Origin of the sequence: Zhongshania sp. R06B22, from assembly GCF_040892595.1 — a bacterium.
Classification (GTDB): Bacteria; Pseudomonadota; Gammaproteobacteria; order Pseudomonadales; family Spongiibacteraceae; genus Spongiibacter; species Spongiibacter arctica.
Genome location: NZ_JBFRYB010000001.1, coordinates 2,172,911 through 2,195,851 on the forward strand (window position 1 = coordinate 2,172,911; position 22,941 = coordinate 2,195,851).

27 protein-coding genes and 3 tRNA genes are annotated in these 22,941 nt (G+C 49.5%); 25 read left to right on the forward strand and 5 right to left on the reverse strand.

Annotation, left to right across the window (positions count from 1 at the left end):
* The first annotated feature begins 90 nt into the window (after positions 1–90).
* The 4 genes from htpG (at position 91) to AB4875_RS09865 (ending at position 4,464) form a co-directional block, all read left to right on the forward strand.
* Positions 91–1,995 (forward strand): molecular chaperone HtpG, encoded by a 1,905-nt coding sequence (htpG, locus tag AB4875_RS09850; RefSeq protein WP_368375891.1) that lies wholly within the window; start codon positions 91–93, stop codon positions 1,993–1,995.
* A 96-nt stretch (positions 1,996–2,091) separates the two neighbouring features.
* Positions 2,092–3,108 (forward strand): NAD(P)H-dependent glycerol-3-phosphate dehydrogenase, encoded by a 1,017-nt coding sequence (locus tag AB4875_RS09855; RefSeq protein WP_368375892.1) that lies wholly within the window; start codon positions 2,092–2,094, stop codon positions 3,106–3,108.
* A 13-nt stretch (positions 3,109–3,121) separates the two neighbouring features.
* Positions 3,122–3,601, forward strand: coding sequence for a SixA phosphatase family protein (locus tag AB4875_RS09860; protein WP_368375893.1), 480 nt, complete (start codon positions 3,122–3,124; stop codon positions 3,599–3,601).
* Positions 3,598–4,464 carry an alpha/beta fold hydrolase gene (locus AB4875_RS09865; protein WP_368375894.1) on the forward strand — a complete coding sequence of 289 codons (867 nt, stop codon included), beginning with the start codon at positions 3,598–3,600 and terminating at the stop codon, positions 4,462–4,464. The genes AB4875_RS09860 and AB4875_RS09865 overlap by 4 nt, the downstream gene beginning before the upstream one ends.
* A 78-nt stretch (positions 4,465–4,542) precedes the next feature.
* Here AB4875_RS09865 and folE read toward each other — a convergent pair whose 3' ends face one another.
* Complete coding sequence (gene folE / locus AB4875_RS09870) at positions 4,543–5,085, reverse strand: GTP cyclohydrolase I FolE (protein ID WP_368375895.1); 543 nt, start codon at positions 5,083–5,085, stop codon at positions 4,543–4,545.
* A gap of 173 nt (positions 5,086–5,258) precedes the next feature.
* On the opposite strand from folE, the gene prmB reads away from it, so the two are divergent.
* The 5 genes from prmB (at position 5,259) to AB4875_RS09895 (ending at position 9,287) form a co-directional block, all read left to right on the forward strand.
* Positions 5,259–6,176, forward strand: a complete 918-nt coding sequence (gene prmB, locus AB4875_RS09875; RefSeq protein WP_368375896.1) for a 50S ribosomal protein L3 N(5)-glutamine methyltransferase — start codon at positions 5,259–5,261, stop codon at positions 6,174–6,176.
* Positions 6,177–6,253: 77 nt separating this feature from the next.
* Positions 6,254–7,354: a chorismate synthase gene (gene aroC / locus AB4875_RS09880; protein WP_368375897.1), complete on the forward strand. Its 1,101-nt coding sequence runs from the start codon at positions 6,254–6,256 to the stop codon at positions 7,352–7,354.
* A 6-nt stretch (positions 7,355–7,360) separates the two neighbouring features.
* On the forward strand, positions 7,361–8,521 hold the full coding sequence (locus AB4875_RS09885; protein ID WP_368375898.1) for an MFS transporter: 1,161 nt from the start codon (positions 7,361–7,363) through the stop codon (positions 8,519–8,521).
* A 76-nt stretch (positions 8,522–8,597) separates the two neighbouring features.
* Positions 8,598–9,029 (forward strand): hypothetical protein, encoded by a 432-nt coding sequence (locus AB4875_RS09890; RefSeq protein WP_368375899.1) that lies wholly within the window; start codon positions 8,598–8,600, stop codon positions 9,027–9,029.
* A 45-nt stretch (positions 9,030–9,074) separates the two neighbouring features.
* A complete protein-coding gene (locus tag AB4875_RS09895) occupies positions 9,075–9,287 on the forward strand; it encodes a hypothetical protein (protein ID WP_368375900.1) in 213 nt (70 codons plus the stop codon).
* An 11-nt stretch (positions 9,288–9,298) separates the two neighbouring features.
* On the opposite strand, the gene AB4875_RS09900 is transcribed toward AB4875_RS09895, so the two are convergent.
* Positions 9,299–9,814 (reverse strand): glycine cleavage system transcriptional repressor, encoded by a 516-nt coding sequence (locus AB4875_RS09900; protein WP_368375901.1) that lies wholly within the window; start codon positions 9,812–9,814, stop codon positions 9,299–9,301.
* 89 nt (positions 9,815–9,903) lie between these two features.
* Between AB4875_RS09900 and AB4875_RS09905 the strand changes: the two genes are divergently transcribed.
* The 4 genes from AB4875_RS09905 (at position 9,904) to tusA (ending at position 11,582) form a co-directional block, all read left to right on the forward strand.
* Positions 9,904–10,215 carry an MTH1187 family thiamine-binding protein gene (locus tag AB4875_RS09905; RefSeq protein ID WP_368375902.1) on the forward strand — a complete coding sequence of 104 codons (312 nt, stop codon included), beginning with the start codon at positions 9,904–9,906 and terminating at the stop codon, positions 10,213–10,215.
* A gap of 29 nt (positions 10,216–10,244) precedes the next feature.
* Complete coding sequence (locus AB4875_RS09910) at positions 10,245–11,069, forward strand: class I SAM-dependent methyltransferase (RefSeq protein WP_368375903.1); 825 nt, start codon at positions 10,245–10,247, stop codon at positions 11,067–11,069.
* On the forward strand, positions 11,062–11,280 hold the full coding sequence (locus AB4875_RS09915; protein WP_368375904.1) for a YheU family protein: 219 nt from the start codon (positions 11,062–11,064) through the stop codon (positions 11,278–11,280). Before AB4875_RS09910 ends, AB4875_RS09915 begins: the two co-directional genes overlap by 8 nt.
* 77 nt (positions 11,281–11,357) lie before the next feature.
* The gene (gene tusA / locus AB4875_RS09920) at positions 11,358–11,582 is read left to right on the forward strand and encodes a sulfurtransferase TusA (protein ID WP_438273532.1); all 225 of its coding nucleotides are present in this window, start codon (positions 11,358–11,360) and stop codon (positions 11,580–11,582) included.
* Between the two features lie 25 nt (positions 11,583–11,607).
* On the opposite strand, the gene AB4875_RS09925 is transcribed toward tusA, so the two are convergent.
* On the reverse strand, positions 11,608–12,288 hold the full coding sequence (locus AB4875_RS09925) for a hypothetical protein (protein WP_368375906.1): 681 nt from the start codon (positions 12,286–12,288) through the stop codon (positions 11,608–11,610).
* A gap of 181 nt (positions 12,289–12,469) precedes the next feature.
* Here AB4875_RS09925 and AB4875_RS09930 point away from each other — a divergent pair, with 181 nt between their 5' ends.
* The 5 genes from AB4875_RS09930 to AB4875_RS09950 all read left to right on the forward strand — a co-directional run bounded on the left by AB4875_RS09930 (position 12,470) and on the right by AB4875_RS09950 (position 16,855).
* Positions 12,470–12,964, forward strand: a complete 495-nt coding sequence (locus AB4875_RS09930; protein ID WP_368375907.1) for a gamma-glutamylcyclotransferase family protein — start codon at positions 12,470–12,472, stop codon at positions 12,962–12,964.
* The gene (locus tag AB4875_RS09935) at positions 12,957–13,526 is read left to right on the forward strand and encodes an elongation factor P hydroxylase (RefSeq protein ID WP_368375908.1); all 570 of its coding nucleotides are present in this window, start codon (positions 12,957–12,959) and stop codon (positions 13,524–13,526) included. Before AB4875_RS09930 ends, AB4875_RS09935 begins: the two co-directional genes overlap by 8 nt.
* 81 nt (positions 13,527–13,607) lie before the next feature.
* Complete coding sequence (locus tag AB4875_RS09940) at positions 13,608–14,726, forward strand: 4-phosphoerythronate dehydrogenase (protein ID WP_368375909.1); 1,119 nt, start codon at positions 13,608–13,610, stop codon at positions 14,724–14,726.
* A 70-nt stretch (positions 14,727–14,796) separates the two neighbouring features.
* Positions 14,797–15,942 carry an ATP-NAD kinase family protein gene (locus AB4875_RS09945; protein ID WP_368375910.1) on the forward strand — a complete coding sequence of 382 codons (1,146 nt, stop codon included), beginning with the start codon at positions 14,797–14,799 and terminating at the stop codon, positions 15,940–15,942.
* The gene (locus tag AB4875_RS09950; protein WP_368375911.1) at positions 15,935–16,855 is read left to right on the forward strand and encodes a class I SAM-dependent methyltransferase; all 921 of its coding nucleotides are present in this window, start codon (positions 15,935–15,937) and stop codon (positions 16,853–16,855) included. Before AB4875_RS09945 ends, AB4875_RS09950 begins: the two co-directional genes overlap by 8 nt.
* 55 nt (positions 16,856–16,910) lie before the next feature.
* Here the strand turns inward: AB4875_RS09950 and AB4875_RS09955 are convergent, their stop codons facing one another.
* Positions 16,911–18,149: a pyridoxal phosphate-dependent aminotransferase gene (locus AB4875_RS09955; protein WP_368375912.1), complete on the reverse strand. Its 1,239-nt coding sequence runs from the start codon at positions 18,147–18,149 to the stop codon at positions 16,911–16,913.
* Between the two features lie 188 nt (positions 18,150–18,337).
* Here AB4875_RS09955 and msrB point away from each other — a divergent pair, with 188 nt between their 5' ends.
* From msrB to AB4875_RS09975, 4 genes are all read left to right on the forward strand, one after another.
* Positions 18,338–18,736 (forward strand): peptide-methionine (R)-S-oxide reductase MsrB, encoded by a 399-nt coding sequence (msrB, locus tag AB4875_RS09960; protein ID WP_368375913.1) that lies wholly within the window; start codon positions 18,338–18,340, stop codon positions 18,734–18,736.
* 156 nt (positions 18,737–18,892) lie between these two features.
* Positions 18,893–18,968: transfer RNA gene (locus AB4875_RS09965), tRNA-Glu, on the forward strand.
* A 175-nt stretch (positions 18,969–19,143) separates the two neighbouring features.
* Positions 19,144–19,219 (forward strand) — tRNA-Glu (locus AB4875_RS09970).
* A 178-nt stretch (positions 19,220–19,397) separates the two neighbouring features.
* A tRNA-Gly gene (locus AB4875_RS09975) sits at positions 19,398–19,473 on the forward strand.
* A 171-nt stretch (positions 19,474–19,644) separates the two neighbouring features.
* Here the strand turns inward: AB4875_RS09975 and AB4875_RS09980 are convergent.
* Positions 19,645–20,037 (reverse strand): PA2817 family protein, encoded by a 393-nt coding sequence (locus tag AB4875_RS09980; protein WP_368375914.1) that lies wholly within the window; start codon positions 20,035–20,037, stop codon positions 19,645–19,647.
* A 224-nt stretch (positions 20,038–20,261) separates the two neighbouring features.
* Here AB4875_RS09980 and AB4875_RS09985 point away from each other — a divergent pair, with 224 nt between their 5' ends.
* From AB4875_RS09985 to queF, 3 genes are read left to right on the forward strand one after another with little or no spacing between them, the layout of a single operon-like run.
* Positions 20,262–21,176 (forward strand): ABC transporter ATP-binding protein, encoded by a 915-nt coding sequence (locus tag AB4875_RS09985; RefSeq protein WP_368375915.1) that lies wholly within the window; start codon positions 20,262–20,264, stop codon positions 21,174–21,176.
* 60 nt (positions 21,177–21,236) lie between these two features.
* Positions 21,237–22,010 (forward strand): ABC transporter permease, encoded by a 774-nt coding sequence (locus AB4875_RS09990; RefSeq protein WP_368375916.1) that lies wholly within the window; start codon positions 21,237–21,239, stop codon positions 22,008–22,010.
* Between the two features lie 12 nt (positions 22,011–22,022).
* Positions 22,023–22,859: an NADPH-dependent 7-cyano-7-deazaguanine reductase QueF gene (gene queF / locus AB4875_RS09995; RefSeq protein ID WP_368375917.1), complete on the forward strand. Its 837-nt coding sequence runs from the start codon at positions 22,023–22,025 to the stop codon at positions 22,857–22,859.
* Positions 22,860–22,941: the final 82 nt, after the last annotated feature.

A 22,941-nucleotide genomic window follows, 5' to 3' on the forward strand; every position in this document is an offset into this window, starting at 1 on the left:
CTTGAAAAAATAAGTGATGGCCCCATCTTATAGACACTGACCGCTAACGCTGCGGCCACACTAAATTTTTCTTGAACAAAGGTAACAACAATGTCGACAGCAGAAAAAGAAACTCTGGGTTTTCAAACTGAAGCGAAACAAATGCTTCAGCTAATGATTCACTCAATGTATAGCAATAAAGAAATATTTCTTAGAGAGCTGGTTTCAAACGCCTCAGATGCCGCTGATAAACTGCGCTATGAAGCATTGGGCGACGGCAGCCTGTATGAGGGCGATCCAGAATTACGCATTCGCATTACCCTCGACAAAGAGGCCAATACCTTAACCCTTAGCGATAATGGTATTGGTATGTCTCGAGACGAGGTGGTGAGCAATTTGGGCACCATCGCCCGTTCAGGTACCGCCGAGTTCTTGAAGAACCTCAGCGGAGACGGTAAAAAAGACTCGCAGCTCATCGGTCAATTTGGCGTCGGATTCTACTCTGCGTTCATCGTTGCTGAGCGAGTTGAAGTGTTTAGCCGTCGCGCCGGTTTAAGCGCAGCGGAAGCGGTGCACTGGGAATCTACCGGTGAAGCCGATTTCTCAATTGAATCTTGCGAAAAAGTAGATCGTGGCACCACCGTGGTTTTGCACTTGCGCGCAGAAGATACTGAATTTGCAGACGATTGGCGGGTGCGTTCAATTATCAAAAAATACTCAGATCACATTAGTATTCCGGTGCAGATGCTGAGTACACCGCCTGTTGCCAAAGAAGGTGAAGAGCAAAAAGTACCCGAATTTGAAGCGGTAAATAGTGCGACTGCACTTTGGACTCGCTCGCGCAGTGACGTGGCCGATGACGAATATCAGGCATTTTATAAGCACGTGAGCCATGACTTTAGTCCTGCGCTGAGTTGGAGCCACAACAAGGTTGAAGGTAAGCTAGAGTACACCAGCTTGTTATATTTGCCCGGTCAAGCGCCCATGGATTTGTGGAATCGCGATGCGGCCCGCGGACTAAAACTCTACGTTCAACGCACATTTATTATGGACGATGCAGAGCAATTTTTACCGCTGTATTTGCGCTTTGTTAAAGGTGTTATCGATTCCAATGATTTGTCATTAAATGTATCACGTGAGATTTTGCAGCAAGATCCTGCTGTAGATGCCATGAAGAGTGCGGTTACCAAGCGCGTGCTAGATATGTTGGGCAAACTCGCAAAAAATGACGTAGAGAAATACCAGCAATTTTGGAAAGCCTTCGGTCAAGTTATGAAAGAAGGTCCCGCTGAAGATTTTGGTAACAAGGAAAAAATTGCCAAATTGCTGCGTTTTGCCACGACTCACGATAATAAGGTCGAGCAGACGCATTCTTTAGAAGACTATGTGTCACGCATGAAAGAAGGTCAGGCCAAAATTTATTATGTGGCCGCTGAAAGTCATAAAACCGCATCCAGCAGCCCGCATTTAGAAGTATTTCGTAAAAAGGGTATTGAGGTTCTGTTGCTTTCCGAGCGTGTTGACGATTGGTTGATGAACCACTTGGCTGAGTTTGATGGCAAGTCCTTTTTGGACGTTGGCCGCGGCGAATTGGATCTCGGTGATTTGGAAGATGAGGAAGAGAAAAAAGCTCAAGAGGTGTTGGCCGAAGAACACAAAGACCTTGTTGAGCGTGTAAAGACCGTATTGGCTGAGAAAGTCGAAGGTGTGCGGGTTACCAGTCGTTTAACCGAATCGCCAGCATGTTTGGTGGTGACCGAAGACGATATGGGCGCACAAATGCGCAGAATGATGGAGGCTGCTGGCCAAGCCTTACCGCCTGGCAAGCCTATCTTTGAGCTGAACCCAGGGCATCCTTTAGTGCTTAAACTGGATAAAGAAAGTGATGAGGATCGTTTCGCAGACCTGGTTGATGTGCTGTTCGACCAAGCTCATCTAGCTGAAGGTGCGCAACTTGAAGATCCAGCCAGCTATGTTCATAAGTTAAATAAGCTGTTGTTGGAACTTAGCGCATAAATAAGCAGCAAAAAGGCGGCGAAAGCCGCCTTTTTTGTTTTAGTCCGATGCAGCAGTGATAAACTCCCAATAAATAAGACAGGGGTTCAACGGAGTATGACAAAAAAATATAGAGTCGCGATTCTTGGTGGTGGCAGCTTTGGCACTGCGATAGCGAATATTATGGCGGATAACGGCCATGATACCTGTCAGTGGATGAGAACTGGTGAGCGCGTTAAAGAAGTTAACGAATTGCACACTAATGAAGTTTACCTGCCAGGAATACCGCTAAATCCCTCCTTACGAGCAAGCACCGATCTCCAAGAAACAGTGGCCGGTTGCGATGCGGTATTTTTTTCCATACCCAGTAAGGCCAGTCGAGAAGTCGCCCGCCAGCTCGCAGACCATTTGGCGCCGGGTACCATATTGGTCAGCACCACCAAGGGTATCGAGTTCGAAACCAATAAATTAATGAGTGAAGTGTTGCGAGAAGAGCTTCCTCAGGTTCGCTTAGGTGTTATGAGTGGCCCTAATTTGGCGAAAGAGCTAGCCGCAAGAATGATTACCGGTACGGTGATCGCGAGTGATGATCCTGAACTCAATATCACTATTCAGGATATATTGCAGTGCGCCTATTTCCGTGTCTACGCTGGCAGCGATATGTACGGCGTTGAACTGGCTGGCGCATTGAAGAACGTCTATGCCATTACAGCCGGTATGGCTGCGGCCTTGGGTTGCGGTCACAACACCATTAGTATGTTGATTACTCGTAGTCTGGCAGAAATGAGTCGCTACGCGGTAATAAAAGGCGCTGACCCGCTGACCTTTATGGGTTTGGCGGGGGTTGGCGATCTGTTTGTCACTTGCACTTCACCGCTGAGCCGAAACTATCGTGTTGGTTATGAGCTGGGTCAGGGGCGAGACCTTAATGAGGTGGTTGCAAGTCTTGGTCAGGTGGCCGAGGGTGTTAATACCCTCAGGTTAATGAAAGAGCAGTCTGAAGCCTTGGATATCTACATGCCATTGGTTAATGGTCTTTACGATATTATTTATAATGGCCGCGAGGTGGGTGAAGTCATAGGGACTATGATGTGCGCCGAGCAGAGCCGCGACGTAGAGTTCATCATAAAATAACGTAATGGGTTATATGGAAATTTTGTTAGTACGGCACGGCTCGGCGTCGTGGGATACCAAGACGGATATCGAGCGGGAGTTAACTCCTCTAGGTCAGCAAGAAGCCAGCGCTGCAGCAGATTGGATTGGGTGTAGTGGATGGCAGCCAGACGAATTATGGGTCAGTCCCTATCGACGGGCAGTGCAAACTGCGGCAATTTTAAATCGCGATTGGCAGCTTAAGTCGCGCTTGAAGTCATCATTAACCCCCGATACGCCGCAATCTGAGTTAGAGGCTATGTTGGCGACATTTCGCGGTGAGCGCCTGCTAGTTGTGTCCCATAACCCCTTATTAAGTAACGCCATAGACTATTGGCACGGTGGTGCTAATAAGAGCTATTGGGGAATGCAGCCGGCAAGTATGGCTCTGATTCGCGCCGAGGTGTTTGCGCAAGGCTGTGGGAATTTGGAGTGGCTGCGTCATTACCCTAACTACGATCACAACGGCCGGTGAGTTCTCGTTCAGCTATTGAAAAGAGCTTTAATGTTGAGGGTTTAAACATTGCGGCTAAGCTCTGGGGAGACGACTCTGGATTTCCTGTTATTGCTTTGCACGGCTGGTTGGACAATGCGGCGAGTTTCGATGTTCTCGCTGAACAACTTCCTAGTTTACAGATTTTAGCCCTAGATCTGCCTGGACACGGCTTGAGTGATCACAAACCGCCATCTGGGGACTACGCGATTTGGGATGATTTACGCTGCATTGTTTCAGTGGCTGATCAGATGGGCTGGCAGGAGTTTTCTCTGCTAGGTCATTCGCGCGGAGCCATTATCGCGGCCTTGCTCAGTGCAGCTACTCCTGAGCGAATACGCCATTTGATCTGTCTAGATGGTTTATTGCCGCCGCCGGAAACGGCTACTAATTTCCCAGCCCAAATGGCCAAATATCTTAAAGATTATACTCAAACGAGTCGCTCAAGAGGCGATAAAGGTCATGCCGATTTTGATGCCGCTGTCACCGCCCGGTGTAAAGCAACATCAATGGCTCCGGTTGCGGCGGCATTGATAGTGGCGCGAGGGTCTGTTCAGGCTGATGATGGCCGCTATTATTGGCGCAGTGATAAACGGCTAAAGTTAGCATCGCCGGTGAAATTAAGCCTTGAACAACTGCAGGCTGCTATCGACGCGATTGCCGCGCCGGCTATGTTAATTTTGGCTAAGCAAGGGTTTGGCGAGTGGCTTGCTACCTTGCCGGTAAATATAGGGAGTCGCTTTAGTGTGCGGGAAATTGACGGACATCACCACTGTCATATGGAAGGCCAATCATCGCAGATAGCGGCTTGGATAATGGAATTTCTGTATTCAGGTAGTGGGTGAGGTTTGAGTGCTAGGCGTGAGCAAAAAGTGCCTATTAAGGCCCACATAAACCATGTTAGTGGGCCACTGACGTTGAGCTTATAAAGTCAGCAGTGACAGAAACTCAGTGCGAGTGGCTTGGTTTGTCTTAAACGCTCCCAGCATTGCGCTGGTGCGCATTACCGAGTTTTGTTTTTCAACTCCCCGCATCATCATGCACATATGGCGGGCTTCGATAATGACGCCAACCCCGTCAGCACCTGTTACGTCCATCATAGTATTCGCAATTTGAGTTGTTAGACCTTCTTGGATTTGTAAACGTCTGGCGTACAAATCGACGATACGGGCCACTTTTGAAAGGCCGAGTACCTTGCCCCGGGGAATATAGGCAACATGGCATTTGCCAATAAAGGGAAGCAAATGGTGTTCGCATAGCGAGTACAGTTCAATGTCGGACACCACAACCATCTCATTGCAGTCGGACTCGAACAGAGCGCCGTTGACGACCTCTTTAACATTGCGACGATAGCCCTCTGTCAAGAATTCAAACGCTTTCGCTGCTCGGGCTGGCGTATCTAATAGCCCATCACGACTAGGATCTTCGCCGATTTGTTTAATAATATCTGCAAACGCCTTTTCCACTTTTTATCCTTCATGCGTATTGGGGTGCGAATGGTAGCAAACCCAGGTTAACTTTCCAAACGATCTCGAGTAAAGCAGTGTCCAGAACAAACGCTTTTAAGAGCCTTGTTAAACAGTGCAGGAATAATCGTCTGGGTCGTGTAAAATTATCTCTTTATGTATTGGATGATGTCGTGAGCCAAAAACAAAATATTAGCAGTGATCTCCTGACCATTCGCGACTATCTTCGCTGGGGTATTAGCGAGTTCGGGCGCGCTGGTCTGTTCTTTGGCCATGGCACTGATAATGCGTACGACGAAGCACGGGTTTTGGTTTCGCATGTTTTAAGTTTATCTTTTGATTTTTCACCGGACTTATTAGATGCGCGTTTAACGATGGCTGAGCGCGAAGCGGTCTTGACGCTGCTTCAGCGCCGCATTGATGAGCGTGTTCCTGCAGCGTATCTAAGTCGAGAAGCTTGGTTTGCAGGGCTGTCTTTTTATGTGGACGAGCGAGTGCTGGTGCCACGCTCGCCAATAGCCGAGCTAATCGCCCAGGATTTCGAACCGTGGTTGTCGGGTATTTACCCTCAACGTATTCTCGACCTCTGTTCGGGAAGCGGTTGTATCGGCATTGCCTGTGCCTATCAGTTTGAGGATGCCAGTGTCGATCTTGCAGATATTTCGCTGGATGCCATTAATGTCGCCGACATAAATATTGCTCGTCATGACCTATCTGAGCGAGTGCGTGCGGTGCAGTCTGATGTCTTTGAATGGTTGGCGGGTGAGCGTTACGATCTTATTGTGAGTAATCCACCGTATGTCGATTCCGCAGATTTAGCAGCTATGCCCGCTGAATATCATCGCGAGCCCGCCCTAGGTTTGGCGTCTGGTCCTGATGGCTTGGATATCACGCGGCAAATTCTGCGTCACGCCGCAGATCACCTGACCACGGGGGGCGTCTTGGTCGTTGAGGTCGGTAATAGCTGTATAGCATTAGACGCGGCATTCCCAGCGGTGCCATTTATGTGGCTTGAGTTTGAGCGCGGCGGGCATGGCGTGTTTGTTATGACCCGTGAACAATTGCTTGAATATGCTGACAGTTTCGCGTGAGTTTCTGACTGTTTCCGCAGTTTGCCGTATAATCCTTCATCAGTTTAGTGTCATTTAAAGTAGCGTCAGGAAATTTCATGTCAGGTAATAGCATCGGTAAATTATTCACAGTCACCACCTTCGGTGAGAGCCACGGCCTCGCCTTGGGTGCCATTATTGATGGCTGTCCGCCGGGTATAGAAATTTCTGAGCAGGACTTGCAGCTGGACTTGGACCGTCGCAAACCAGGCACCTCGCGCTACACAACTCAGCGCCGCGAAGCGGATGTGGTAAAAATTCTGTCGGGTGTGTTCGAAGGAAAAACCACCGGTACGTCTATTGGTCTATTGATAGAAAATACCGATCAGCGCTCCAAAGATTACGGCAAAATCAAAGACCGTTTTCGTCCGATGCACGCCGATTACACCTACCAGCAAAAATATGGCACCCGCGATTATCGCGGCGGTGGTCGCTCCTCGGCGCGTGAAACAGCGATGCGGGTAGCGGCCGGCGCGGTAGCTAAAAAATATTTGCAGGTGTGCTGTGGTATCGAGGTGCGTGGCTATCTTTCCCAGCTCGGCCCGATTGGGATAAGCGATGTTGATTGGAGTGTGGTGGAAACCAATCCCTTTTTCTGTCCAGATGCCAGTAAAGTTTCTGAGATGGAAGAATATATGCAGAAATTGCGTAAATCTGGTGATTCTGTAGGGGCGAAATTGACGGTCGTGGCCACCGGTATGCCGGTGGGTTTAGGAGAACCGGTGTTCGATCGCTTAGATGCGGATATTGCCCATGCCTTAATGGGTATAAACGCGGTAAAAGGGGTGGAAATTGGTGCCGGCTTTGATTGCGTAGACGCACTGGGAAGTACTCATCGTGATGAAATGACCCCCGAGGGTTTCACCTCTAATAACGCTGGTGGTGTTCTCGGTGGCATATCCAGCGGACAAGACTTAATTGCTCACTTAGCTTTAAAACCGACATCGAGCATCGTGCTGCCAGGAAAATCTGTCGATATGGAAGGCAAGGCAGTTGAGGTCATTACCACGGGTCGTCACGACCCCTGTGTTGGTATTCGCGCGGTCCCTATTGCGGAGGCGATGGTCGCGATTGTGCTGATGGATCATCTACTGCGAAATCGCGCGCAAAACGCTGATGTACACTCCACCACGCCTGTCATTCCTGCTGCCACTTCGTAAGCTGCTATGGCAGCTTCAGTGCCGTATTGGCGCCTATCGGGTTTCTATTTTTGCTATTTTGCATTATTGGGAACCTGGGCTCCGTACTGGGCCTTATACCTCAAGTCCCTTGGTTTCAGTTCAGAAGACATTGGCATCCTGTCCGCGCTGGTCATGGCCACAAAGGTGGTTGCGCCAAATCTCTGGGGTTGGTTGGCGGATACTTATGGCTATCGCAGCCGCATAATCCGCTACGGTGCTTTTTTAGCCATAGTAGCCTTTAGTGGCGTTTACCTGCGGTCGGATTTTTGGTGGTTGGCGGCTGTAGTGGTCGCCTATAGTTTTTTTTGGAATGCAGTATTAGCCCAATTTGACGTAGTCACCCTATCGCATTTAGTCGGGCGTTACGGACGTTACAGTCTGATTCGAGTGTGGGGCTCTGTTGGTTTTATCGCCGCGGTTCTGGCCGTTGGTTGGTGGCTAGACCGATACCCAATAGTTCATTTGCTCTATATTATTACCGTGTTGCTCACTAGCATTTGGTTAGCTAGTCTGCTGGTTTCTGAAAAACCGGTGGCCAAGAGCAATACCCATCAGCGCCAAGCCTTAGGCCGAATTCTGAGTCATCCGGCGGTATTGGCTTTTTTTGCGGTCAGTTTCTTCCTGCAGCTTTCACACGGCCCTTACTACACGTTTTTCAGTATTTATCTTGAGGCGCAGTCTTATTCCAAGGCCTCAATTGGTGTTTTTTGGTCGCTAGGTGTGATCGCAGAGGTGCTGCTTTTTCTGGGAATGCACCGAGTTTTAGCGGCGTATAGCTTAAGGAATATTGTGCTGTGGAGTTTGGCGCTGTCGTGTTTGCGCTGGTTGCTGATTGCCTATTTTGTCGAATATCCAGCGGTGTTATTTTTCGCCCAATGTCTACATGCAGCTAGCTTTGGCAGTTATCACGCCGCCGGTATCGAGATAATCAGGCAGTCGTTTGCTGGGCATCAGGGGCAGGGCATGGCCTTGTATAGTGGCGTAAGTTTCGGCTTAGGCGGCGCGGCTGGTGCGGTATTGAGTGGTTGGGCCTGGGACTTTAGCAGCGTCTTGTGTTTCACCATGGCGGCGGTCGCCGCGGCAATCGGATTTGCGATAGCCTGGCGTCATCTGCATTTGCCAGCAAACGAAGAGGCGAAGGCTTAGGCCGTGGCTGGAAATAGCTGGCCGATGGCCAATAGCTTTTGTAGACTCACGCAGACTTAATAATTTAGGCATAGCTATGGCGCAGGAATCGGTGGTTTACGGTTGTATTACAGATATGTTGTTTGCTCGTAGCAAGGCAGATGTAACTGAGCGGCGTGACAATAATCAACTAGTGACTGCGTCACTACCCGCATCTGAAGACTGGCCTTTGCTGTGTCGAGAGATGTTTTCTGCTCCTCGTCCGGCCATTGATTTTGGCGATTGCCAAACCGATGTGATTCACTTTGGTAGCTCTTATAAGGCTGTTGAACATGAGTGGGATGAGTGGCTAAAGCAGTTTGAAAAAATGCTGCATAAAATGTACTGGGTTACCGCAACCGTACATTTGCAAACAGCGTATAACGGAACTCACACCTTTGTCTGGCAGGCAGAAGATGAATGCCATGTGCCAGGTCAGGGCGGCGGTAAGCTACGCTGCGAGTGGGTGCGGGAAGACACCTTAGGGTGAGGCCTGTTAGGTACTTTAAACGCGAGAAAAAACGGTGAAATCTACGTGGTAAATAAGTATATAAAGGCTTATAAGCGCTACCGAACGCCGGTGCTGGCAGTGGTGGCAACCATGATGTTGGTGTGTTCAGCGGTGTGGAGCTTTGACGTGCCGTGGCAAGACATTGCGGAGTATTTGTTGCTTTGTGTCTTGGGCGTCGGATTTATAGCGCTGCTGGCAGCAGCGCTGGTGTTTACTGTTAATAAGCTGCGTGGCTAAACTGCGCAGCGCTAGCTTAAAACAATATCAACGCTAAGTTGTTCTGCGATGGTATCAAGGCTGTCCTCAAGTTCGTCAACATTGCATCCCATGGGCATTTCGGCAACAACGTGAGCTTCAAACAAAGCGTCGCCACTCATGGGCGCGCTGGTGACATTAGAACTCATTTCTACAACATTAATTTGCTGTTGTTTTAAGGCGCGGCTGACTTCTCTAACAATGCCTGGACGGTCGTTGCCAAGAATGTGCAGTTTGCAAATTTTTGGCGTCGATTCAACTGTTTTAAGCTGACCGGGCTGAATGTTAATGGTTAGGCCTTCAATGTTAAGGCTTAACAGGGCGTTACTAAGTTCGTCGACTTCGCTTTCCGGAACCGTAACACGTGCGATACCTGCAAATTGGCCGGCGAGTTGGGTCATGCGGCTTTCTAGCCAGTTCCCCTGGTGATCGGCGACAATGTCAGCGAGCCGTTCAACCAGCCCAGGGCGGTCTAGTCCTAAGAAAGTAAAGACAAGAGAGTTGTTCACGGCGGCGTCCTTTTTATATATTGGTAGCGTTAGATTATAGACTGAGCATACTACGAGTGTAATAGGGCAGACAGTCTTAGAGGTGTGACATGAAAGTGATTGTGGATTTTTGCATAACACCCTTAAATGTAGAGGCGTCTTTGACGCCATATATCGCGGAGTGCCAAATAATCATTGCCGGCATGGGCTTGTCACATCAGCTGCATGCCTATGGCACCAATATAGAGGGTGAGTGGGAGACGGTCATGGAGGCGGTCAAACGCTGCCACGTGCGCCTGCATGAAATGGGCGCGCCGCGACTTTCTAGCCAGTTAAAAATTGCTACTAGATCTGACCGCGAACAAACTATGGCTGATAAGGTCGAACGTGTGCAGGTATTTATTGCCGAGCAGGCGACGTAATAACTGGCAATTACATAGAGGGAATAAAAATGAAATTACGTGCTTTGCCAGTCTTGGCCTTGTCATTATTTTGCGGGGCCGCCTTCGGCGCGCCGGCGGTCACTGATTTGATGTGGGCAGAAGTGCTAGATGCAGATCATAGAAGTGAGCAAAATCGCGCTCGCGATGTCTATCGCCATCCGCTGCAGACGCTAATGTTTTTTGGCGTACAACCCTGCGATACGGTTGTCGAGCTCTGGCCCGGCGGTGGCGGCTGGTATACAGAAGTGCTTGCTCCCATCGTGAAGGATTGTGGCAAGCTCTATACTGCCCAGTTTGCCAAAGACAGTGGCGTTAAGTACTACGTCAATTCTCGATCTCGTTTCGAGGAAAAGCTTGCTGCAAGACCGGACGTCTATGGCAAAGTGGCGATCACCACGCTGCAAGCACCAATGTATACGGATATCGCGCCCGCGGGCACAGCTGATAAAGTGCTCACCTTTCGCAATGTCCATAATTGGTTAAAGGCAGGGGTTGCTGAGGATGTTTTTGCCGCGGCTTATAAGGCTTTAAAGCCCGGCGGTATTTTGGGAGTTGTTGAGCATCGGGCTGACGCTGACGCGTCATTAGAAACGATGGTTGAAAGCGGTTATGTGTCTGAGCAGCAGACCATTGCGCTGGCGGAATCTGCTGGATTTTTATTGTTAGATAGCAGTGAAATCAACGCGAATAGCAAAGATAATCACCATCATCCCAAAGGCGTTTGGACCCTGCCACCGAGCTTGCGTTTAGGTGATGTGGAGCGTGACGTGTATTTAGCCATCGGGGAGAGTGACCGCATGACACTTAAGTTTGGGAAACCCGTTCATGAATGAGTACGTGGAAGTTCCCTGGCAAAAACTCAGCCCTGACGCGCTTCAGGGCATGCTGGAAGAAATGGTGACTCGTGACGGAACCGATTACGGCGAAAATGAAGTGAGTCTAGAGGAAAAAATCAGTCAGCTGCGGCGCGCCTTAGAAAGCAATAAGGCCGCCATTGTATTCACTCCTGAGACTGAAAGCTGGACGGTGATAGCAAAGGGCTAATGTCGCTTTAATGCGGCAGTTTGGATATTACGCAGCAATGCAGATGCTTAGAATTTGGAGCAGTTAGTTTGGCAATAGTGGCAGATCACACTCTAGATACCTGCGGACTTTTTTGTCCGGAACCGGTCATGATGTTGCACAATAAAATACGCGATATTTCCCCCGGCGATGTCCTCGAAATTGTCGCCACTGATCCGGCAACAACGCGGGATATTCCCAAGTTTTGCACTTTTCTCGGTCACGAGTTATTGGCTCAGGAAGACAGTGCCGGGAAATACCGCTACTTAGTCAAAAAGGTCTAATCGCGTCGGCGTTAAGTGTTTCTTGCTAGGTTAATAACTGGCTTAGGGCTCGCGTCGCAATGTGGCCGCCCGCTTTAATTTGATTGGCAATATGGTATTGAAAGAAGTATCTGAAATTGGCTTGGCCTTGGGCGGCGTATAGGCATTTGTCGCTGGATAATATAGGGGAGTGGGACGCGAGACTTAAATCGGCAACCATGGCCTGGAGTTTGCCGTCATTATGGAGTTGCCAGCTAATCACCGGTTCTAGTACAAATTGCTGGTCATCGCCGAGGAGCGCGGCGTGGCTGCCGATAAGATCCGGTATTTCTTGAACAATAGCTTCGCTAGCGCTTTGCGGGTACTGGCTCATGGCGTCTAGTGCGGCAATATGGTGCGGGGGTGTGTCGTTAAAATGGCGGCTGCTGCGGGGGTCATAATAGCCCTGGGCTAAGCCGGATTCGGGATCGTTGAGGTCGATGCAGCGATGAACCCGATTGAGCCAAGGTAGCACCGCAACACTTTGGCCATCGGCCAAGCGTGCCCATCCCAGAATTTTTACTGCGTAAAGTTTTTCACGGCTCAGCGCGTGATGCGCGTACAGCAGACAAAGCCCCTCGTATTCAGGCGAAATACGCAGGATCCGGTGTTGCTCTTCGCGCGAATGACGCAGAGGAAAGGGAATTATCTTCGCGGATGAAGGTTTGCCGTTCTTACGTGGAGCCATAAATCATTCCTCACGCAGCGGGCGGTACATTGCCGGCAGATTTTGTGCTGAGTTGCCTCACAAGCGCAAAATCTTTCAAGGAATAGCGTATTTGAAACCCGAGTGACCCTAAACTCGGTCGCGGCGATGTCCCTTTCTGTTAAAATTACTCCCTGTTTATCGATTTGCCAAGTGTTTGCTAATGACTTCTTGCTATTTTGCTTATGGCTCTAATATGAATCCTGCTCGTATGCGGGCGCGGGGCTTAGACTTTGTAAAGGCTGAGTCGGCCACCTTGCCGGGATTTCGACTGGTTTTTAATAAGCAGTCGCACTGCCGGCCCAGCGTTGCCTATGCGAATGTTAAGCCGTCCAGTAATCGTCAGGTCGAGGGTGTCCTGTATACCTTGGCCAAGGCCGATGAATTAGATTTGATGGATCACTATGAGGGAACTCCCGTGCGTTATAGCCGAGAGTGCCTCTATGTTGTGACCGCTACTGGCCCGCGTTCAAGCTGGATCTACGTGGCTAATCCTGCATTTGTCAACGATAGCTTATTGCCTGAAAGCAGCTATCTTGAGCACCTGCTGGCAGGGCGCGATTTTTTGTCTGCGGATTACATGCAAATGCTGATGCGCCATGAGAGTATTTTGTCTGAGCCGATTCTTGGCGAAGAGGGTTTGCTGCGAAATGCCTGATGCTCTATTGGCAACTCCCTATAGACGGGCTGACGCCGACATAATCTGCTCAATCTTCGAATCTTGCTTTTGGCGCGACATGCAAACCCGCCTGGTGGCTGGGGGCGACGAGCCTCTGTATCTCCCTGCCGATTCATGTTGTGACTACCATCAAATCATTTTTCGGTCTGACTACGCGGCGAGCGCGCTCCACGAGGCCGCCCACTGGTGCATTGCTGGGGCGCAGCGGCGGCAGCAGGTCGATTATGGCTATTGGTATGAACCCGATGGTCGCGGTGCGGCGCAACAGCGCATATTTGAATCGGTAGAGGTCAGGCCGCAAGCGATTGAATGGCTATTTAGTGTCGCGGCTGGGCGCCAATTTCGTGTTAGCCTCGACAACTTGGGTGGCGATGATATTGATCCATTTCCATTTCAGTTAGCGGTATGGCAAACCGTTCATTACTATCTTGCGAATGGACTGCCGCCGCGCGCGGCGTGCTTTTGGGGCGCTCTGCGAAAGCACTTCGATTCGGGGCACGCCACTGATGCCTCTTATTACACGCTGGGAAAGTTAAAGTAGATTTAAATCAATCACTTATTTATTTTTATTTGCGTAGAATGTCATGTAATTTTTTGCCTAAATATTGGAGGCCCGTAAGGCTTGAAAATCCTAGTTGATGAAAATATCCCTGCAGCCGTGGCGTGTTTTTCGCAGTTTGGCGACGTCCAGCAGATAAGCGGTAGGCAGTTATCTAATACTGATATTGGCGATGCCGAGGTCCTTATTGTGCGCTCTGTCACCAAAGTCAACGAGGCGTTGCTGGCCGGAACGGGCGTTCAATTTGTGGGTTCGACGACCATAGGAACTGATCATCTCGATCTATCTTATCTTGGGTCTGCAGGGGTTCGAGTTTGCAATGCGCCGGGCTCAAATGCGGAGTCAGTGGTGGATTATGTGATGAGTGCGATTTGCCGAATCGATAATCTACTCGAGCGCTTATTAATGGGAGAGTCGGTAGGCATTGTTGGCTTCGGCAATGTCGGACAGCGCTTAGCTAGGCGCTTAGACGCGCTGGGGATAGCGTGGCGTGCATATGACCCTTTGCTGGATCCTGCGAGCTCTCCTGGTCTGACAAGCTTGAATGACGTTTTAAAGAGTAGTCTGCTCTGCCTGCATGCGCCCTTGACGCGCGACGGGCCTTATCCGAGCTACCACATGATCAACGCTGATCAGCTGGCTGCCATGCCCAAAGATGGCGTTTTGTTAAATGCCGGTCGGGGCGAGGTAATTGCCACCGAGGCTTTGTTGGCATTGCGCGATAAACGAGCGGATATCAGTTTGGTTCTTGATGTTTGGGAGGGCGAACCTGAATTCCCCGCAGCGCTGGCTTCATCTTGTCGTATTGCCACCCCGCATATTGCGGGTTACAGCGCAGATGGCAAACTGACGGGGCTAAAAATGGTCGCCGCTGAGCTGGCAGATTTTTTGGGCCTAAGTCTAAGTCCCTTCGCTATCCCCGCCAATATGGCCAAAGTAAAGCCAGTGAGTTGTGATGGTGCTAATGTCGCCGACTTTATTCGGCGAGCCGTGACCTCGGTCTATGACGTCGAGTCTGATGCCGCGCGCTTTCGGAGAATTATCGATGCGATAGACCGCGGTCAGCAGTTTGATCTATTACGCAAGAATTACCCCGTTCGTCGTGAATTAGCATTTAGCGGCCTCACTGCGACTAATCCTGAATTTTCTAAGGTACTTGGCGCCCTGCAAAGCGGGCGTTAAGACGACTAATTTGCTGTCTGCGGCGTTTCCCAGCTAGTGGCTTGCTAGCTGCCGATTTCTAGAGGGTGGAATGTTTAAACTTGGCTTAGTAGTAAACCCGCTTGCCGGCCTAGGCGGGCCTATCGCTATGAAGGGTAGTGACGGCCTTGATTTAAGTCGTGTTCAAGACGGTGATCTTGGTCGATCTACTGCCCGCGCATTGCGGTGTTTAGCGCGAATTGCCGCGTGCAATGTTGGCGGTATTACCGTTTATGGTTTTTCAGGACCTATGTCTGCCCAGGCCATAGGTAGTTCCGATTTAAAGGTGGCGGCATTGCCGTTCGTATCCGTCGGCAATGCCGCCAACCCGAGTGAGACCACCTGTTCTGACACCCAAAATGCTGCCTTAGCGATCTTGGATAGGGGTGTGGATGTGCTGTTATTTGTTGGTGGCGATGGCACTGCCCGCGATATTTGCAGCGCAGTTGGGACTAAGCTGCCATGTTTAGGCGTGCCTGCGGGCGTCAAGATGCACTCAGGTGTGTATGCGGTAAGCCCAGAGAGCGCCGCAGATATTATCTTGGAGCTGGTTTCTGGGGGTTTGGTTGAACTCGGTGAGCAAGAAGTGCGCGATATTGATGAGGAGGCATTCCGAGCTGGGATCGTCCGAGCTAAGTATTTTGGCGAATTGTTGGTGCCCAGTATTGGTGGATTTTTACAGCATGTAAAATCTGGGGGGCGAGAGCAAGAAGAGCTGGTCTTGGCTGATATCGCGGACCACATTATTGAGGCCATGGATCCAGAAACTTTATACATCATGGGGCCGGGCAGTACCACTGCAGCTGTTATGGCGGCCTTGGGGCTGGAAAATACTCTGCTGGGTTTCGACGCAGTTTGTGATTCTACGCTGCGGGGTCGCGATCTGAGTGCGTCGGCGATAACGGCGCTTATCGCCAGCCATAGTGGCCCTGTAAAGGCGGTTATTACCGCAATTGGTGGTCAGGGGCATATTCTGGGTCGCGGGAATCAGCAATTAACACCCGCGGTAATTCGCGAGATCGGTCGAGATAATTTCATTGTTATTGCCACTAAAACCAAGATAAGCCAATTACATGGCCGTCCGCTGCTGGTTGATAGTAACGATCCGTCACTAGATCTTGAGTGGCAGGGGTATATTCAAGTTGTCACGGGCTACCGCGACGTGGTGATGTACCGAGTGAGTGCCAGCGGTGATTGAGCTTAACCACTTCAACAACTTAACGGGTTTTTCTGGGTGGGCACTATCGCCAGAAAAAGGCGCTCAACGCTTGTTCCACGGTCGCGGACAGTGCTTTCCAGGCTATGATTTTTTTACCGTGGACTACTTTGAGCCAGTGTTGTGGATTGTGTTATATCGCGAGCCCGATGCGGATTTCTGGGGGCAATTTTGCGCGGCCCTGGAGCTTCAGTTTGCAGGCGTATGTAGTGCGGCTATAGTTCAGAATCGATATGATAAGACACCTTCAACGTATTGTTTATGGGGAATTATTCCTAGAAAATTATATGCCGTTGAAGACGCGAATAGGTTTGTGCTGGATTTAAACAACAAGCAAAATATTGGCTATTTTATGGATATGCAGCCCACTCGATTATGGCTCTCTGGGCGGGCGGCGGGGCAGCGGATTCTGAATTTATTTTCTTATACCTGCGCCTTTTCCGTGGCGGCCGAGCAGGCCGGTGCTGAGTCTATTCTCAATATCGACACCAGCTGGCCGGCGCTGTCTCAGGGGCGGGAAAACCATAGGCTCAATCCGGTATTGAAGTCGGCAAAAGTGAAGTTTCTTGGCCACGATATTTTAAAGTCGTGGGGGCGTCTCAAAAAGCTGGGACCCTTTGATATTGTGGTTTGTGATCCACCGTCAAGACAGGAAGGTAGTTTTAATGCCTTTAAAGATTATCGCAAGTTGGTCCGCCAGTTTCCGGCCCTATTGCCCAATGGGGGCGACGTACTAGTGTGCCTGAACGCGCCCTATTTGGGGCAGCGATTTTTAGAGGAGACTATGGCTGCGTTTTGTCCATCTGCCACATTTGTGTCGCGGCTTACCGGGCGACCGGATTTTCCTGAGGCGGATTCGGACGCTGCGCTAAAAGTGCTGCACTATCAACTTTGAGTTGAGTGAGGGGAGGGGTGACCACAGCGAAGAGTCGCTGTGGTCTTACAAGCTTTTAGGCTAGCCTTTTTGCTGCAAGCTGCTTGCGGTAGGCGCCTAGAAACTCGGCAAAGCGCTCGATCGCGTCGGCAAGATCCAGCTTGTTTGGCAAAAATACAATCCTAAGATGGTCTGGCTGGGGCCAATTAAAACCACTGCCTTGGACTAGCAGTATTTTTTCCTGATTCAGTAAGTCTAATACCAGTTGCTCGTCATCATGTATCGGGTACATCTCGGGGTCTAGGCGCGGGAACATATAAATCGCCCCTGCCGGTTTGGTGCAGCTTACGCCGGGGATCTCATTGAGCATCTTATACGCTAGATCGCGCTGCTCTAGCAGGCGTCCACCAGGCAGAATTAGCTCATTGATGCTTTGGTAGCCGCCGAGCGCGGTCTGTACTGCGTGTTGCGCCGGCACGTTGGCGCATAGCCGCATAGACGAGAGGATATTAAGTCCCTCGATATAGTCGCCGGCGCGATCTTTGGCGCCGGAAACGATTAGCCAGCCGCTGCGGAAGCCCGCAAGTCGATACGCTTTTGATAAACCATTAAACGTTAAGCAAAGAATATCTGCCTTTAGGCTGCCTACGGGGATATGAACCGCGTCGTCATAGAGGATTTTGCTGTAAATTTCGTCGGCAAAAACAACTAAGTTGTGCGCTTCTGCGATCGCAACCAGTTGCTCTAGCATGTCACGGCTGTAGACAGCGCCCGTTGGGTTGTTGGGGTTTATAATGACTATCGCTTTAGTATTTGCAGTGATTTTACCAACAATATCTTCGATAGACGGCTGCCAGCCATTATCTTCGTCACAGAGGTAGTGCACCGGAGTCGCACCAGACAGCGATACTGCCGCAGTCCAGAGCGGGTAATCTGGCGCCGGAATAAGGACTTCGTCGCCTTGGTTAAGCAGGGCCTGAGTCGCCATGCTAATCAGCTCGCTGGCGCCATTGCCAAGATAAATATCATTGACGCCGACACCGGGAATGCCGATCTTTTGGCACTCTTGCATGATGGCCTTACGAGCACTGTAAAGACCCTTAGAATCGCTATAGCCCTCGCTGTCGGGCAGCATTCTAATCACGTCTTGAATGATTTCGTCGGGGGCATTAAACCCAAACGCTGCGGGATTGCCAATATTCAGCTTGAGAATACGGTAGCCTTCTTCTTCGAGTTCATTGGCGCGCTGAAGCACGGGCCCGCGAATTTCGTAGCAGACGTTATTGAGTTTTTTCGATTTTAAATGATGGCCCATGTCCCGCCTTCTTAGCCGGCAGCAAACCGGCGTTTCAGTATTCAGGGCGCAGTATACCGCACTGCTAACCCGCGCAATTCATCTTGTGTGTTATTTGCAGCGGTATAAACTAAGTTGGTTTATAACGCGTAAAATAGATCCAGCGCATAAGTATACGTGCTTGAGGGCGACTAGGTGGAGAGGTATTCATGGAAAAATTAGTGAAATCTGAACAGGAATGGCGCGCACATCTTACTGAAGATGAGTTTTATGTGTGCCGTCAAAAGGGGACTGAGCGCGCATTTACTGGTGAGTATTGCGACGAAAAAGCGGTGGGCAGCTATGTCTGTCGCTGTTGTGGTCAGGCGCTATTTGAATCTGAAACTAAGTATGACTCCGGATCTGGTTGGCCTAGCTTTTATAGTCCGGTTGCCGAGGAGGCTGTGGGTGTTAATCGCGACGTCAGTCATGGCATGGTTCGCGAAGAGGTTGTATGCGCTCGATGTGATGCCCATCTAGGCCATGTCTTCCCAGATGGTCCTCAGCCAACGGGATTGCGCTACTGTATTAACTCACTTTCGCTGCGACTTGATGATTCAACTGAGTGAATATTGGTCGATCTGGCTGTTAAGTAGTCGATTCGAGAGGTTTTTTTGCTTTTTTTGCACTAACTGTGAAAAGCGACTTGACGGCAGGCGCTAAGGTTTCTAGAATTCGCGCCACTTTCAGACGTCAAGTGACTCGGAGTCTGGAAGGTTTGCGGCGTCCCCTTCGTCTAGTGGCCTAGGACACTGCCCTTTCACGGCAGTAACAGGGGTTCGAGTCCCCTAGGGGACGCCATTATTTCACATTGTTGGCGTAGCCAGCAGTGTTAAAAGAGAAGCAGAAATGCTTCTCTTTTTTTTTGCTATTTTTCCGTGATTTAGTGCCAAAATGGCCTTGACGGGGTGGGGGAGTCCCTCTAGAATTGCGCCCTCTTTCAGGGACAGCAATATTGCCCTGAGAGGCTCGCGGCGTCCCCTTCGTCTAGTGGCCTAGGACACTGCCCTTTCACGGCAGTAACAGGGGTTCGAGTCCCCTAGGGGACGCCAATTTCTACGTTACAGCGCGTAGAAAACTGTCACAAAATGCCAGCCACGGTGGTGTTGACAGTGTGAGGAAAACTTTCTAAGATGCTGCCCGGCTTGATAGGGCAAAATTAGAAGGTGTTTCCTATCAAGACTGTACGGTGGTGTTGTCTATTTTTGAAATGACAAAATACCGGAATTTGCGGGAATAGCTCAGTTGGTAGAGCGCAACCTTGCCAAGGTTGAGGTCGGGAGTTCGAGCCTCCTTTCCCGCTCCAAATTCTAAAAAGCGAAGCGTCTGCTTCGCTTTTTTTTCGCCTGTTATATAGTGAGTTTAGTTCATAAGGTTGATTTTTAGATGCAGGTTTTAAGCAGGGTTCTTCTCTAAAGCTTTTGGCTATGGGGTCCCAGTCGTAAGTCATAGCAATAGTTGCACAGGCTAATCCGATTTAATGCATATTAAACGCCTGAGCTCTAAGGTTGCGGTAGCAGGTACTGTCATCATTATTGTTGAGCTCGTAGTAACGTTCTTCTAGGTCCTGGTATTTTTGTATCTCTTCATCGCCTAAGAAATGCAGGCAATCGCCGCCGTAGAACCAAAGCAAGTCGCGGTGAATTTGAGGGGTAATGTCTGGGTAGTGGCTGATTATACGGGTAATAATTTGTTGGCCTATAAGGGCATAATCACCATTGCTATCGAAGCTACGCTCTAGCTCTACGAACAAATCCAATAATTCTTTATTGCTTTCCTCGCTGTGCGTGGGGTGTTGATAGACCATCTTTACGCATAGTTCGTTAAGTGCGGTATTTAGTTGGCGGTAGTAATCTAATCGCGTTGTCACTGTTGCTCCATTTCCTTTAGATTTCAGACTTTAGTGTATTCCACTGCGTGAGCGTGGCAAAATGAGCGGCTTAAAGCGGCTGTTTGCCATTGCAAATAGTGCTCTCAGTATTGTTAGTCATCACAATTCTATGAAGGCTAACCGACCAAGCTGGTTCCATATATTTAAGTAGCCATCATTCAGGCTAATACTGTTTTAGGCTAAGACTATTTTAGGCGAATACTATGGCAATTGCCCTGCAAATTAAAGGCTTGCGTAAAGTCTATGACAATGGCTTTGAAGCACTTAAAGGGATTGATCTCGAAGTAAACGAAGGTGATTTTTTTGCGCTACTTGGCCCTAACGGTGCCGGAAAGTCGACTACGATTGGGATTGTGTCGTCGCTGGTAAAAAAGACGGCGGGTGATGTCTTTGTTTTTGGCCATTCTATTCAATCGGATTTGGCGGCGGCGAAACGCGAGATCGGTGTGGTGCCCCAAGAGTTTAATTTCTCTAATTTTGAAACCGTATGGGATATCGTCGTAAACCAAGCAGGCTATTATGGTTTAAATAGGGCTATTGCCGGAGAAAGGGCTGAAAAGTACCTTAAGAAGCTCGGTTTGTGGGATAAGCGTAAAGTCGCATCACGTATGTTGTCAGGCGGCATGAAAAGGCGCTTGATGATTGCTCGCGCTCTTGTCCACGAGCCACGGTTATTAATTCTTGATGAGCCAACGGCGGGTGTGGATATCGAGTTGCGGCGCTCAATGTGGGAATTTTTGACTGAAATTAATCGCAGCGGCACAACCATTATTCTCACTACCCATTACCTTGAGGAAGCGGAGAGTTTATGTCGTCATATCGCCATTATTGATGACGGTCAGATTGTTGAAAACACCAGTATGAAGGCCTTGCTAAAACAGCTCCATAAAGAAGTCTTTATTCTTGATACCCGGGATGTGATTTCACCTGATATAGAGATAGAGGGGTTTGAGGTCCGCTACGTCGACGAACATATGATGGAATTGGTGTTGAAAAAGGGCACCTCATTAAACGAGGTGTTTGCCGCCCTAAATAAGCAGGGCTTGGTGATTACCAGTATGCGCAATAAATCCAATCGCTTGGAAGAGTTATTTGTGGCCTTGCTAGCGCCAAAGTAAACCGCACTTTTTATTTTGCTAGCGCGGGCACTCGCCGGCGTGTAACAGACGGAGTATTCAATGACATTAGCAGAGCAGTGGGTTGCCTTTTACACCATTGTCCGCAAAGAAATTCGACGTTTTCTTCGTATATGGATGCAGACCTTATTGCCGCCTGCCATTACGATGTCGTTGTATTTTGTGATCTTTGGCGCCCTGATAGGCTCGCGTATCGGCCAGATGGGCGGCTTTTCCTATATGGAATTTGTGGTGCCGGGCCTAATTATGATGTCGGTAATCACTAATGCCTATTCCAACGTGGTGTCCTCGTTTTTTGGCGCCAAATTTCAGCGCTTTGTGGAAGAGATATTGGTGTCGCCAATGTCGAATAACACCGTGTTATGGGGGTTTGTGCTTGGTGGAGTTGCCCGAGGTCTACTCGTTGGATTGATTGTAACGATGTTGTCGATGTTTTTTACCAGCCTACATATTCAGCATGTATGGATAACAATCGCCATTGTTTTGATGACCTCGATTATGTTCTCGTTGGCTGGTTTTATTAATGCCGTATTTGCGAATAACTTTGATGATGTATCCATTGTGCCGGTCTTTGTATTAACGCCGCTCACGTATCTTGGTGGGGTTTTTTATTCGATCGATTTATTACCCGATTTTTGGGCGGGGGTATCGCGTCTAAATCCCATGTTGTACATCGTCAACGCCTTTCGCTATGGGGTGCTAGGTGTGTCTGATGTTAATGTCACTACCGCATTTTTGATGGTTGGTGGTTTTACCTTGGCGGCATACGCTTACTGTATACATCTTTTGTCTAGCGGCACGCGCTTGCGTCAGTAGTGAGGTGGTTAGGTGACCAAGAACAGTGGCCATGGGCCTCTAGGTGAAAAAGTCAGCTATCCCGATCAATACGATCCTTCGTGTTTGCATGCCATTGCAAGACAGGAGGGGCGTGATGGCTTGGGGATAGCCGCGACATCGGCTCTGCCGTTTAGTGGCCTAGATATCTGGAATGCCTACGAATTATCTTGGTTGAGTAAATCTGGCAAGCCTAAAGTAGCCTGCGCGGAATTCCGTTTTCCCGCTGATAGCCCTAATATCATCGAGTCAAAATCCTTCAAATTGTATTTAAATTCCTTTAACCAGTCGCGTATTGACGATGCTGAGACTGTTAGGCAAACCCTTGCAAGCGATCTGGCACTGGCAAGCGGCGCGAATGTTGAGGTTGCCGTTTATACCCCAACACATTGGGCTCAGGCCTATCGGGTCGCTGAACCCGAGGGTGAGTGTTTAGATGAGCTGGATATCAGCCCGACCGTTTATGCTCCGATGGCGGAATTACTGACTTTGGAAAGTGACGAGCTTGTTAGCGAAGTACTGTACAGCCATTTATTACGTTCACGATGCCCGGTAACCTCACAGCCAGATTGGGCGCGTGTGGATATTCGATATCGAGGGCCAAAGATCAACCGTGAGCAATTACTGGCCTATATTATCTCGTTTAGAGAGCACGACGAGTTTCATGAGCACTGTGTTGAACGGATGTTTAGCGATATTAGCAAATACTGCCAGCCGCAATCATTAACGGTTTATGCCCGTTATACCCGCAGAGGCGGTTTGGATATTAATCCTTGGCGTAGCAGTGACGACTCGCTTATTCCCTCCAATGACCGTGACGTGCGTCAATAAGCTGCTGAACGCGATGCGTGCCTTAGGCTCGGTAGGTAAATTACCGGATAGTTTGGCCGCTCCATAGGCGCATAATAGCTTT

What these genes read in the sequence shown, in the direction of transcription:
- AB4875_RS09990 (WP_368375916.1), top strand. Translation starts at nt 21,237, where the DNA reads ATGACATTAGCAGAGCAGTGGGTTGCCTTTTACACCATTGTCCGCAAA.
- AB4875_RS09885 (WP_368375898.1), top strand. Translation starts at nt 7,361, where the DNA reads ATGGCAGCTTCAGTGCCGTATTGGCGCCTATCGGGTTTCTATTTTTGC.
- AB4875_RS09945 (WP_368375910.1), top strand. Translation starts at nt 14,797, where the DNA reads ATGTTTAAACTTGGCTTAGTAGTAAACCCGCTTGCCGGCCTAGGCGGG.
- AB4875_RS09985 (WP_368375915.1), top strand. Translation starts at nt 20,262, where the DNA reads ATGGCAATTGCCCTGCAAATTAAAGGCTTGCGTAAAGTCTATGACAAT.
- aroC (WP_368375897.1), top strand. Translation starts at nt 6,254, where the DNA reads ATGTCAGGTAATAGCATCGGTAAATTATTCACAGTCACCACCTTCGGT.
- AB4875_RS09890 (WP_368375899.1), top strand. Translation starts at nt 8,598, where the DNA reads ATGGCGCAGGAATCGGTGGTTTACGGTTGTATTACAGATATGTTGTTT.
- AB4875_RS09930 (WP_368375907.1), top strand. Translation starts at nt 12,470, where the DNA reads ATGACTTCTTGCTATTTTGCTTATGGCTCTAATATGAATCCTGCTCGT.
- AB4875_RS09855 (WP_368375892.1), top strand. Translation starts at nt 2,092, where the DNA reads ATGACAAAAAAATATAGAGTCGCGATTCTTGGTGGTGGCAGCTTTGGC.
- AB4875_RS09860 (WP_368375893.1), top strand. Translation starts at nt 3,122, where the DNA reads ATGGAAATTTTGTTAGTACGGCACGGCTCGGCGTCGTGGGATACCAAG.
- AB4875_RS09925 (WP_368375906.1), bottom strand. Translation starts at nt 12,288, where the DNA reads ATGGCTCCACGTAAGAACGGCAAACCTTCATCCGCGAAGATAATTCCC.
- AB4875_RS09955 (WP_368375912.1), bottom strand. Translation starts at nt 18,149, where the DNA reads ATGGGCCATCATTTAAAATCGAAAAAACTCAATAACGTCTGCTACGAA.
- AB4875_RS09905 (WP_368375902.1), top strand. Translation starts at nt 9,904, where the DNA reads ATGAAAGTGATTGTGGATTTTTGCATAACACCCTTAAATGTAGAGGCG.
- AB4875_RS09915 (WP_368375904.1), top strand. Translation starts at nt 11,062, where the DNA reads ATGAATGAGTACGTGGAAGTTCCCTGGCAAAAACTCAGCCCTGACGCG.
- AB4875_RS09935 (WP_368375908.1), top strand. Translation starts at nt 12,957, where the DNA reads ATGCCTGATGCTCTATTGGCAACTCCCTATAGACGGGCTGACGCCGAC.
- htpG (WP_368375891.1), top strand. Translation starts at nt 91, where the DNA reads ATGTCGACAGCAGAAAAAGAAACTCTGGGTTTTCAAACTGAAGCGAAA.
- AB4875_RS09910 (WP_368375903.1), top strand. Translation starts at nt 10,245, where the DNA reads ATGAAATTACGTGCTTTGCCAGTCTTGGCCTTGTCATTATTTTGCGGG.
- msrB (WP_368375913.1), top strand. Translation starts at nt 18,338, where the DNA reads ATGGAAAAATTAGTGAAATCTGAACAGGAATGGCGCGCACATCTTACT.